At 49.5% G+C, this 12,818-nt stretch carries 3 protein-coding genes; all 3 read right to left on the bottom strand.

The window, feature by feature from the left end; all coding sequences use genetic code 11:
- Nucleotides 1-15: 15 nt before the first annotated feature.
- The 3 genes from DRI82_RS10790 to DRI82_RS10780 all read right to left on the bottom strand — a co-directional run bounded on the left by DRI82_RS10790 (nt 16) and on the right by DRI82_RS10780 (nt 12,811).
- Complete coding sequence (locus DRI82_RS10790; protein WP_114193504.1) at nt 16-8,043, bottom strand: Tc toxin subunit A-related protein; 8,028 nt, start codon at nt 8,041-8,043, stop codon at nt 16-18.
- 151 nt (nt 8,044-8,194) lie between these two features.
- Nucleotides 8,195-11,722 (bottom strand): Tc toxin subunit A, encoded by a 3,528-nt coding sequence (locus DRI82_RS10785; RefSeq protein ID WP_114193503.1) that lies wholly within the window; start codon nt 11,720-11,722, stop codon nt 8,195-8,197.
- A gap of 153 nt (nt 11,723-11,875) precedes the next feature.
- Complete coding sequence (locus tag DRI82_RS10780) at nt 11,876-12,811, bottom strand: hypothetical protein (protein WP_114193502.1); 936 nt, start codon at nt 12,809-12,811, stop codon at nt 11,876-11,878.
- Nucleotides 12,812-12,818: the final 7 nt, after the last annotated feature.

Raw genomic sequence — 12,818 nt, 5'->3', positions numbered from 1 at the left:
TGTGGCGCGCTTTGATTATGCGGTGACTGGATTAATAAGTGCGCTTACCTGACTGGCAAATGCCGCGCCGCCATTGAGTGCGGTGTAATGCACGAGAACAATGATGTCGTCCAATTGCCCGATGATGGCCTTCTGTGCGTCGGAGGTGTAGTTCGGGAAACGCAATTCCCAACTCGACACCGCCCCGGTTCCTTCGAACGGCAGATAGCGTTCATCACCAAAGGAGAGCACGAACATTCCGTTGTCATCTTCACCATGCGAGAACCCTGCCTGCTGGTTGGCGCGTGGATTTTGCAGGACGTAGGTGGGACTTCCCGTGTTGCTGTCGTTCAGGTATTTCACTCCGCCGATATCCGCTTTCAGCAGGGTTGAACTGCTGCTTTGCGTCAGCATGACCTTGACTTGCTGATAGGGTCCTACCGAGGCCGGTAATGTCAGCGTGATATATTTCAACTGACGCAAATAGTGGCCGGGATAACCGGCATCGAACAGGCTTTCACTGAGAGAGAAGGTCAGCGTGCCGCTAGCCAGTTGTGCTAGAAAACCCGTTTTGTCATCGGTGCCCAGTAAAGACGCCAGCGACACGGTTTTGGTGATTTCCAGCCGACGCTGGTTGCGGCTCAACCAGGCAGATTCCATCTGGTGCAGGTTAAGGGCCAGCGTTTCACCGACCAGCAGGCCGTGATAGCTGTCGTTCCAGGCATTGGTCTGGATGAACTGGGTGGTGATATCCCCGAGCTCATACTGCCAACTGGCCTGGGTACTGAGGCACAGCGACAGGACGGCGTCATAAGCCTGATAGTAGAGCGCGGAAAGCTGGCCGGTCAGCCAGGTATACAGCGACGCCTGGGTGAAACGGGACTTCATGAAACTCAGCGTGGCCTGCAGGTTGGCCTGGTCCGCTTGCGCCTGTTGCAGTGCAGTAACCGCTGCGGTCTGGCGTGTTGCCAGCGTTGCCAATTGTGCGTCAATCACGTCCATTTCCGACTGGGCCTGCTGGGTTTGAATCTGCCACTCTTCCTGACGGCGGCGATAGCCTTCGGAAGTCACCAACCGTTGTGCAACGGTCTCCTCAATATCCCCGGCCAATACAAACGACATACCAGATACCAGCAGTGCCGCACCCAGAACGCTACCACCATCACTGAAACCAAAGAGGTTTGGCGCCATGTTGAGTGCGCCCCCCGTAGTGAGTAATGGGCTGGCGGCCGACTGTAAGCTGGACGCGGTGGTCATTAAGTCCATGGCGTCGGATTCTGTACTGGAAATTGTCAGTGGGGAGAAGTGATCCCGACGCTGCTGCGCCATAGCCTTGCTGGCCTGCAACGCATCCTGATCGGCCTTCAGGCTGTCGATATTGTTTTGCTGCAAGGTAATGGTGAAGTTGGAGATATCCAGCATTTGCTGTTGCTGCATTTCCTGCAAAGACAGGCTGTCGCCACGCTCGTAATAACTGAGCAGCGTCTGTCCATATTGGCTCAGGGCGTTGACCGCACTGTAGGCACTTTGCAGCATCGTGCGGAAACGGTAGGGCGGTATGGTGGACGAAAATGACGACGCGGCATTGGTCAGTGACCCGCCCTGCGCTGACTGCTGCATGAGCACCGTTGGATTGATCGGCGCGGCATACAGCGGCACGTTGATCGGCGTACCGTCAATCGACAGATTGTGCCGCAGGTTATACAGCCGCGAGTCCAGCAGGTTCCAGTAGCCGAGCAGTTGGCTATTGAGCGGTGCTACAAAGTTCGGGTTATCGGCCACGCTTTGTGCAGCGTAGGATTCGCCGCGGAAAGCGGGCAGTTGCGTCGTCAACTGCTGCTCAAAGTGGCGCATGGAAACATTGGTTGCCGCGGCGATATTCGGCAGAGTATCGGGCTTCCATTGGGTCACCAGTTGCACATCCGGGCGGGGACCGAGCAGATCTTTGGCCTGGCAATAGCGCAGTTTGGCTTCGCTGAGGCCGTCATTGGTCAGCAGTCGGTAGTCGCTGTCAGCGTTATCAATGATGTTGCTGACATAGGCCATTACGATCGCCCGCTGGTAATGTTTCGGATAGGCAGTGGCAATGGCGTCAGGATCGAACGGTGCATCGGTCGCATCGCCGAGCGGTTCATCCTGTGAGCCTTCGACCAGGGGGCGTACGCTCCAGTAGTTCGGAATGACGGTGCCCGTTGAGTCTGTGCCGCGGTTGATGGCGGCCGGGTCAAAGATATAGTCAAACCACTTCTGCGCCGCGTCGTACTGCTGTTCCTGGTTGAGGCGCCAGGCGACCAGATACGGCATATGGAAAAACAGCTCCCAGAAATAGAGGCCGTTGGCGCCGTTGAAGTCCATGGCAACCGGTGTACCGCCAGTTGTCAGGGCGGGCTCCAGCGTTTGCTGGGTGCCCCAACTGAGCAGACTGCCGATACTGATACTGGCTTTGTTAATCAACTCCTTGGCAAACAGGGTATTAAGGCGAATGGATGGGATATTGACGTCGGCAAATTTGATATATTCCGGTGTACCCAGCGAGGCATCTGTCACGTCAGAGGCGATGCTGTTATATGTGCTCAGATCTTTTTCAAGATATTGGTACTGAATATATTGTTGTCCTGCACTGCTGTTATAATTTGCTACGGTCAACCCTGGACTTGATGTTGTATTTAACCAGCAATCAAACGTTATTTCAGATTTATTACCAGGAGCAGTTTGTGAGACAAGAGTGAAAGTTATTGTCTCATTGCCACCAGAAACATTGGTCATAACAATAGAATTGAGAATTGCCCCCACTTCATCGAAGCCCGGGTATTGACCAAGATAACCCGTCACATCCCGTGCGACCATCGGCGTTGACCAGGTGCCGTTGAGTAATAACCAGGAGAAGTTGATATCAATTGATACGATATCAACATCTCTGCTGGTATCGTAGCCAGTGACTTTACGGGTAAACCAGGCGATATATAAGCGGTTATTGAACAGCGTCAGCCGCGCAGTACTGATTAATGTGTTATCACTCAGCGGCAGTTTTATTTCCAACCACTCTGACCAGGCACCCACGGAAATCGCATGGGTCGTGGGGTCACTCTGACTCATATCCAGCGAACGCCAGTAATAGGTATAAGGCGCTGAACGGGTACGGCCAAGAAAGTAATACATACTGGTGTTTTGATCTGTACCCGCCATATATCCGGAAATCACCTCCAGGTTGGCGACCTGTTCAAATTCATTCAGGTAGGTCAGTACCGCGTCGCTGGCCGTATCATCATTAATCTGATTCTGGTTAAGCACGGTTTCCAGATCTTTGAAGAAGGTGGTTTTAGTGCTGCGCAATGTCGGGTCGATATAATCCTCGGGATAGGTATCGAGCTCCATTTCACCGGCCCAGATGTCATATTGACTGGCACCCTCCTTCCATAAGGTCAGATCCAGGGATGCGGTGGTATACCCCGGCTCCATATTGAAAGCGATGCCGTTGATATATTGCTGGATACTCGATATGGCCTGCGCCACGCGTGAAGTCGTGACATCATTGGTAACCAACGGGTCGATCAGCAGATATTCATAGACATCTTCCGGCGTAGTGACCAGATCCACCATGCTGGTCTGGGTAGGGACATACTGCCCGAGATAGTAAGACAACAGGCCGGTTCTGTAATGTTGATTAAGCGGTGCCGAAATCGCGGCAGCCAGACTGGCCTGAGAGGCAACGATCGACTCCCCGGTGTTTTGCCAATCGGTGTATATCGATGCCGTGCTCAAACCGCCGAGGCTAATTAACGGTGCGACTGAAATACCGGTTTTGGCAGACAGCGTTTGCAGGCGCATGATGATGTCGACTTGCCCTGCGGTTTTCACTATTCCGCCAGAGACGGCATGAGCAGCAGCCAATGAAACCTCAGAGGGTTCCCAATGGAGAAGAGCAGCGAGCGCGTTGGCAACCGAATCCGCTGTGGGTGCCGTTGATGAATTAACCCAACTCAGGTAAGCCAGTACCGCATCTTCTTTCGGCGTCAGTTTCAGCCAGTCGCTATAACGACTGAACGCGTAAAACATCTGCAAGCTAATGCTGGTATCTGGCACGCCAAACCAGGTCGGGTTAGCGAGATACAGACTCAGCATCGCCGGTGAGAGCTCGAACTGAGTGGCGATTATTCCACGGCGCGCCACCTGGTAGAGCAGTTTCAGGTAATTTGCTGGAATGGTTTCGTTGGTGATGCTTGAGCCTAAAACGCTCGGACTGAGAGCCCAACTCTGACTGAGCAGATCGTAAGTGCTGGAACCCGCCCAAGGCAGCAGGAACGCGGGCAGTGAGTGATCGACCTGTAGCGCTTTGGCCAGCGCACTGGTGGCAATACCCGATTGTGATACTTTGGCTTGGTAGATCAGACTGGTGAGTATTGCGACGATCTGATTTTCTGGCATCACGTTGTAGTCAATATCTAGAAGAGCAATATCGGTAGTTACCGCATTTTGGATGTCATCAAAGGTTGTCGCGGTGGCAGTAACCAGGCCATGGCTATCCACCAAATTAATCAGTTGTCCCATCCAACTGATGCTGTCTCCATAGTTGCCAACGTAAGTTGCAGTTATGGTTTCTGTGGCAGGATTTTTTGCTGTAGTTATCGCGCTGATATTTTCCTCCGTCAGGGCGCTATCCCAGACGGTGACATCGCTATATTGTAGAACAGCATTGGTTGCTGGATTATTTGCGTGAAATGATAATGTTCCATCTTCGCCAAGTGCCCAAACATTTTCAGCGAGCAGATTCAAACATCCAGAGGAAACGCTCGAATATGAAACTGATGTAACGGAAGGATTATCACCTGGAATGCCGATATATACAGTAAGGGTGCCAGCTCCATCTGAAATAATTGCCAGGTAGTAAAACGCGGTATCGCTGAATGTCAATGGAGTGTCTGTTGTCGTTATTGGCGTTGTGCCATCTGTAACCGTAATTGTTAATACATAACTGTTACCTAACGTTATAGAAATACCCGCGCCACTTGCAACGCCATTTGCATCAATTGCAGCACTGGAAATCAGGGGAGCTTGCACATTTGCCACATAAGGGCTTTGCTTAACAGTAAACCAAAAACCAATAGTCCAGGGACCGGCACCATTGGCAGTGTTATTCATCTCATCAGAAAAACTCGCATATTGGGCTTGGCGGGAATCCAGTTGAATACCTTTACTGGCTGGGGTCTGGTCAGTAATAGTCGGGCCTTCACTAGAGAATTGCAGACTGCTTGTTGGCACATCCTCTGCTATATCTGAGATCAGAGTATTCGGCACTCCACTATTATCAAACATCTCTTCCGTTAATAACGACGCCGGAATTTGCTGGTTGATATCATTAATAAAGTTAACTTCAGCGTTGGTGGCAATGCTGGCTTTACTGCCGTCCTGCAACAGGGCATAGGTTTTACTGGCCGACAAACCGTGCTGTTGCAGCCAGTCAGCGGCATCACTGGCGGCCAGCAGAATTGACAGAATATCGCCTGCCGCCGGTAGCCCGGTGCTTGCATCCAGTGCAGAAATAACCGGCGCAGCGGCCAGTGCTTTTAATGCGCTACCATCACCCATCGTTGACAGCAGCGACAAGCCATCAGTAAACGACAGCCCCAGCCAGCGTGGCAGCATCACCAGACGGTAGAAGCGTGAGACAATATCCAAAGAGCAAGTCAATTTACCAGTTTTGTTCGTATCAATTAATTTTGCCAGCACCAGGAATTGTGCTTCGCTGATTTGTAACCCGGCACAAATTTGTTTGACGATACGCCCATTGGTATCCGTTAAATCGGTATAAGCGAAGTCGCTGTTGGTAATGGTAAACGGCGTTTCAAACAATGACGGCGAATTAAATAGCTGATCGAAGAACGGTACGTTAGGCGTAATGGCATACGGGGTGATTTGATTAATCAATGCGGCAAACTGATAGGCATTGATCGTGTATTTTTCCTGGAAGTGACGGAATACGCCGAGTGTACGTAATGTATTGTCATTCAAAGATAATGTTGAATTAACGGTGGTGCCTTCTGCCTGGATAGCCGACAATGCCAACAAATCCACCTGATCATAAGGCAGTTCCAGCCAGCGCTGTAGACGCACCATACGGTTGATGCGATCCATGCGGACGTCGGAAAGATTAGCCAGCGAAACGTTTTCTTGATCAAGAGGATAATAGTGCTCATAATTACTGCCAACTGCCGGAGCATCAGCATAAGCTATAGCTTCTATCTGAGAATAAGTTAGGCGACGCGAAGCAATGATAATATCATCATATTGCATTTCTACGAGAATGGTTGGTACCGGGTGCGAGGTTCCATAATATGCACAATTACCCGAGTCATTGAATACCCATGTATATCCTTTATCTGTTGCCGTTGCCATAGAACCAGTGGCTGGATTACCTGAACTATCTGTTGTGAAATCAAGATCAACATACCACAGTCCGATTGTTTTGTTACCCATATAGAGGGTGGCAAGTCTTGTCTCCTTCGTCCAGGATAACGCAATGTAATACCAGGTATTAACCGAATATGTATCGGAGGTAGTAAGATTTTTCCATTTTCCATCGGAATCTTGGCATGACAAATAAAAACTGCCATTGGCCTTCAATGCGCAACAGAATGTACCGACACTACCGGCAATATCAGAATTGGCAAACAAGGGGATTTTATTATCATTATCAGCGGGTAACGCTGAAAATTTCACCCAAAACCCCAAAGTGAAATCATTGTTGTCACCATTCATTGTAGCAACCGCATCACTATTTGGATCTAGATAAGCATAGCTATTGGCGACATTATAAAGAGCAAGACTTTGCCCGAATAGACCCTCTTTAATTGCCGGGGGATTAGTGGTTGATACTGGGTGAGGAAATAACAGCGGACTATATTGAAATGGGTTTTTTACAGGATTACTACCACCGTCTTGCTCTATTGCCTGAGGAGCAGTGATGCTTATTGCTGGCATTACGCCATCATTTACAAACACCGAACCGTATACCGAGGGATCAACGGCAATAGGCGTGGCTGGTGGAGTCGCTGTAGGCAAGTAATTCTGCGATTGAATCGCCAGACTGCCGCCCGCCGAGGCACTCAACAGTTGTTCAACTTGCGGTACCGGTAAACCCGTGGCTTTGGTAAATATATCTATTTTAGTCAGGTCACTATAATCCGTCGTGGTAATACCGAAGTTCTCTTTATAAAAATCGGTCAAATCTGTGGCTGTTGAATTATCCGCTTCGGTCAAAATAACCATCTGCTCACCCGACAAGTCGCTTCCCAGTTCTTTGGCATCTTCACTGTTACCCGCAACTAATGCAGATGGGATAAAATAGGGCCATGCGATATCTACCTGGGAAATAACATCCAGCAACGATTCGTTGCCGTTTTCCAGCGCCAGCCTGGTTTGATCGTGCGAATAATTGTAGGGCAGCAGAGTAGAGTAACGGGTAGCAGCCAGTTTTTGACGGACGTCTGCGCCACTGATTGAATTCTCAATGACGTCTTCCAGAATCTCATTCACCAATTGCAATGACGGAATAACCTGATTGATGGCATCATCATCCAGTTGCAGGGTGGAAAGATCCGGGCGACGGGTAGCCAGCTTGATAATGGATGCTGTGCCCATTGCACCTTCATAAGTCATTGCCTGGTTATACAGCCAACTGAGATAGGAGACCGGTGAGTCATTGGCTTCAGGTGAACTGCTCAGGCAATATGAGGCCCAATCGTCATTGAACAATCCCAACCAGGTCGGGCCATTTTGTTGTAACCCTTGTAGCCCCGTAGAGATATTACTGACGGGCTGGCCGTTGTTTGACAATTCGTTTTCACGGTACAAGCGGCTGATTTGAGTGGCGAACCCGGTGGCGAGTTTATACACCGCCTCGGTATTATCGCCGAACTGCCCAGCATGTTGTGAAATAAATTGTTTACGCGGTACACGGATAACATCAAATACGGATTGATAACCGGCTTCACGAAGCGCGTTATTTAATTGATAGACATCTTCAATCCGGGTAATAAAGGGGCTGACAAAATTTTGCTGAGTCATGTTAACTTCCTCTGGGCGTAGAACGTCTGCGATCTAATAAAATCCCTGACGTGCAAAAAGGCGGGAATTCATTATCTCGATCGGTATTCTTGCTGTTCTTTATGGCAATTTATTGCTGGCGAATCTCATTCGCCAGCTTGCGTGTATTTCATCAGCCTGCTTGTGCGGCGATAAACGATTCCCCGACTGGCTGCCAGTCCGCGTAAGCTGATGCGGTCGAAGCCGGTTCGGTCGCCGGTGTCAGCGCCCCGGCATCGATCAATGACGCAGCCGAAACCCCGGTTTTGTCAGACAGCTTTTGCAGTCGCATCACGGTATCAACGTGCGCCAGCGTGACGGCGATTTGTGTCGTTGGGTTGGCATGCGCGGTGGCCAGCGTGACTTCGCTTGCGTCCCAATCGAGCAGGGCGGCCAGTGCAGTCGCCGCACTTGCCACGGTGGCTTTGGTCGTTGCCGTGGCTGAGTTCACCCAACTCAGGTAAGCCAGTACCGCATCTTCTTTCGGCGTCAGTTTCAACCAGTCGCAATAGCGGCTGAACGCGTAAAACATCGGTAAACTGATGCTGGTATCCGGCACGCCAAACCAGGTCGGGTTAGCGAGATACAGGCTTAGCATGGCCGGTGTCAATGCAAACTCTTTGACGATAGCCGAGCGCCGGGCGACCTGATAGAGCAGTTGCAGGTAGTTTGCCGGAATAGTTTCGGTGGTGATGGCCGTACCCAGGATTGTGGGGCTCAGTGCCCAACTCTGGTTGAGCAGATCGTAAGTGCTGGAACCTGCCCAAGGCAGCAGGAATGCGGGCAATGAATGATCAACACCCAGGGCTTTGGCCAGCGCGCTGGTGGCAATACCCGATTGTGAGACCTGGGTCTGGTAGATAAGATTGGCGAGGATGTCGGCGATTTCGGGTTGAGTCCAGAGATCAGCAAAGATGATGCCTGTGATGGCAGTCGTTACCGCCTTGGTGATATCCGCCAGTGTGACTGCCGTGTCAATGACTAATCCATATGAATCAACCAGACTTTTAAGCGTATCTGTCCATATAATTGGCGTGCCATCCTTCGCAAAGTTTGGCACACCACAGTTTTCAAACATCGCTTCGGTTAATAACGACGCCGGAATTTGCTGGTTGATATCATTAATAAAGTTAACTTCAGCGTTAGTCGCAATATTGACTTTACTGCCGTCCTGCAACAAGGCATAGGTTTTACTGGCCGATAAACTGTGCTGCCTCAGCCAGTCAGCGGCATCACTGGCGGCCATCAGAATTGACAGAATATCGCCTGGTGCGGGTAATCCTGAATCATCCAGTGCAGAAATGACCGGTGCAGCGGCCAGCGTTTTTAATGCTCGTCCATCTCCAATAATTGACAGCAGCGACAAACCATCAGTAAATGACAGCCCCAGCCAGCGTGGCAGCATCACCAGACGGTAGAAGCGTGAGACAATATCCAAAGAGCAAGTCAATTTACCGGTTTTGTCAGTATCGATTAATTTTGCCAACAGCAGGAATTGTGCTTCGCTGATTTGTAATCCCGCACAAATTTGTTTGACGATACGCGTATTGACTTCCGTTACGTCTGTATATGTGAAATCGCTGTTGGTAATGGTAAATGGCGTTTCAAACAATGACGGCGAATTAAATACCTGATCCAAAAAAGGCACGTTAGGTGCAATGGCGTAAGGGGTGATTTCATTAATCAACGCAGAAAATTCATAGGCATAGATATTGTATTTTTGCTGGAAGTATTGGAATATGCCGAGGGTTTTTAATGGTATGCTGTCGACTTCATTATAAATTGTATCCATGGGATAATAATGCAGCATATCACTTTTTCCACACGCAGGCTGAGTATTAGCAAGCAGAGCGTTCCCCTCTCCTTCATTTAGTCCATAGTTCCATAGGGTTATGTCGTCATAAGAGATGCTATAACCTACTGGTGGCTCAGATCCACCGTAAGAACAATTAAAAGATAAAGTATTCCCAACTTGATTTGGTTCCACAATAGTATACTCGCTGCTGATTCTTCCTCCATTCCTATCGGCACAACCAGCATAGCAATAATAAAAAGAATTTTCCTGATGAAATGTAAATACCAGATGATACCAGGTATCATTCGACAAACCTCCTAATCCCAAAGATACGTTACCCGCGATAAGATTTAATTTATTATATTGAAGATATAACTGAGACCCACCATAAGATACTAATGTCAACATATTTTCGGGGGAGTCAGTCGATTGAATATTTATCCACATACTGACAGACCACTCAGGTGTGGTTGATTTTGAAATGTCGTTATTAATATATGCCCATTGTGCGGCTGTGCTATTAAAAGTAATTGCACGACCAAACATACTATCAGTTGAAACTGTTGGGTTATTTTTAAGTACGAATGGATTTGCCGTTGGACAGGAATCCGGAGTATAATCTTTCGCAATTGGATAGGTCAGTAATTTATCCACCTGATCATAAGGCAGTTCCAGCCAGCGCTGTAGGCGCGTTATTCTGTTGATTCGATCCAGACGGGAATCGGAGAGATGAGTCAGCGTTTTTGGCGTTGTTGTGTCAATGCCTATTGAAGGTATTGAAGCTTCATTCACAAACACTGCTCCATAAACACTGGGATCAACGGTTATTGGTATTTCTGATGGCGTTGCTGGTGGCAAATAGTTCTGCGATTGAATCGCCAGACTGCCGCCCGCGTTGGCACTGAGCAGTTGTTCTACCTGGGGTACCGGTAAACCTGTTGCTGGGACAAATACAGCCAATTCAGCCAGTGCGTTATAGTCTGTTGCGGTAATACCAAAGTTGTCTTTATAAAAATCGGTCAAATCTGAGGACTTGGCGTTATCTACTTCAGTCAGAATAATCTGCTGCTCAGGAGCCAGATTACTCCCCACTTCCAGAGCATTTTCACTGTTACCCAGCGCCAATAAGGGGTGAATAAAATACGGCCATGCGGTATCAACCTGGGAAATAACACCCAGCAGTGACTCGTCGCAATTATCCAGCGCCAGGGTGGTTTGCTCATGCGGATAATGGTAGGGCAGCAGATTGGGGTAGCGGGTAATGGCCAGCGTTTCATCAACCGTTGAATCGGAAGCGATATCTGTCTGAATCACGTCTTCCAGTATCTCATTCACCAGTTGCAGTGAAGGGATCACCTGATTGATGGCATCGTCGTCCAACCAAAGCGTGGCGAGGTCCGGGCGACGGGTGGCGAGCTTGATAATGGGGGCTGTATCCATATCAGTTTCATAATCCAACGCCTGTTTATACAGCCAACTGAGATAGGAGACCGGTGAGTCGTTGGCCTCGGGTGAACTGCTCAGGCAATATGACGCCCAATTGTCGTCAAATAGCCCCAACCAGGTCGGACCGTTTTTCTGTAAGCCTTGCAAGCGAGCATTACTTGCGCCGTTAAATGGCACGGCGGTGCTTAATTCGCTTTTACGGAATTTTCGGCGGATTTGCGTCGCAAAGCCATTGGCCAGGTCATAAACCGATTCGCTATATTTCCCAAATTCTCTTTTATGCTTCTTGATAAATTGCTTGCGTGGTACATGGATTACATCAAATACAGATTGATAGCCTGAATTGCTAAGGTCGGTATTTAATTGATAGACATCTTCAATCCGACTAATAAAAGGGCTGACGGTGTTTTGCTGAGTCATCTTTAACTTCCTCAAGGCGTTGAGCGTCTGAGAGGGTAAAGAGTTCCCATCGCATCAATAGATGGAAAACTCGTTATCTCAATCGTTTTATTTACGGTTATTTACGCGTATTTATTGTTGGCGATTATCACTCGCCAGGATCGGTATCATTATTTACCCACCCTGCGTAGCAACAAATGATTCCCCGACCTGTTGCCAGGCGTCATACGTCGAGGTTGTCTCTGCCGTACTGTTCGTTGGTGTCAGCGTACCGGTGTTGATCAACGGGGTGACTGAAAGCCCGGTTTTTTCTGACAGGGTTTGCAGCCGCATGATGATGTCGACGTGGGCCAACGTAATGGCAATACCGGTAGAAACAGCATGGGCGGCAGCCAGTGTTACTTCGTTTGAGTCCCAATCGAGTAGCGCAGCCAGTGCTTCTGCCGCGGTGGTTGCCGTTACTGTTGCCGTGGTTGAGTTCACCCAACTCAGGTAAGCCAGAACAGCATCTTCTTTCGGCGCCAGTTTCAGCCAGTCGCTATAACGACTGAACTCGTAAAACATCTGCAAGCTAATGCTGGTATCCGGCACGCCAAACCAGGTCGGGTTAGCGAGATACAGGCTTAGCATCGCTGGTGAAAGCGTAAACTCGTTGGTGATGATTGCACGCCGCGCCACCTGGTAGAGCAGTTGCAGGTAATTTGCCGGAATAGTTTCGGTGGTGAGGGCCGTACCCTGGATTGTTGGGCTCAGTGCCCAGCTCTGGTTGAGCAGATCGTAAGTGCTGTAACCTGCCCAGGGCAGCAGGAATACGGTCAGTGAATGATTGACACCCAGGGCTTTGGCCAGCGCGCTGGTGGCAATACCTGACTGTGAGACCTGGGACTGGTAGATCAGATTGGCAAGGATGTCGGCGATTTCGGGTTGAGTCCAGAGATCAGCAAAGGTGATGCCTGTGATGGCAATCGTTACCGCCTTGGTGATATCCGCCAGCGTGACTGCCGTGTCAATGACTAATCCATATGAGTCAACCAGACTTTTAAGCGTATCTATCCATATAATTGGCGTGCCGTCCTTCGCAAAGTTAGGCACGCCGCAGTTTTCAAACATCGCTTCG

Origin of the sequence: Edaphovirga cremea, from assembly GCF_003332275.1 — a bacterium.
Lineage (GTDB): Bacteria > Pseudomonadota > Gammaproteobacteria > Enterobacterales > Enterobacteriaceae > Edaphovirga > Edaphovirga cremea.
The sequence above is the reverse complement of the archived record's forward strand: the minus strand, read 5'-3'. Positions and strand labels throughout refer to the sequence as shown.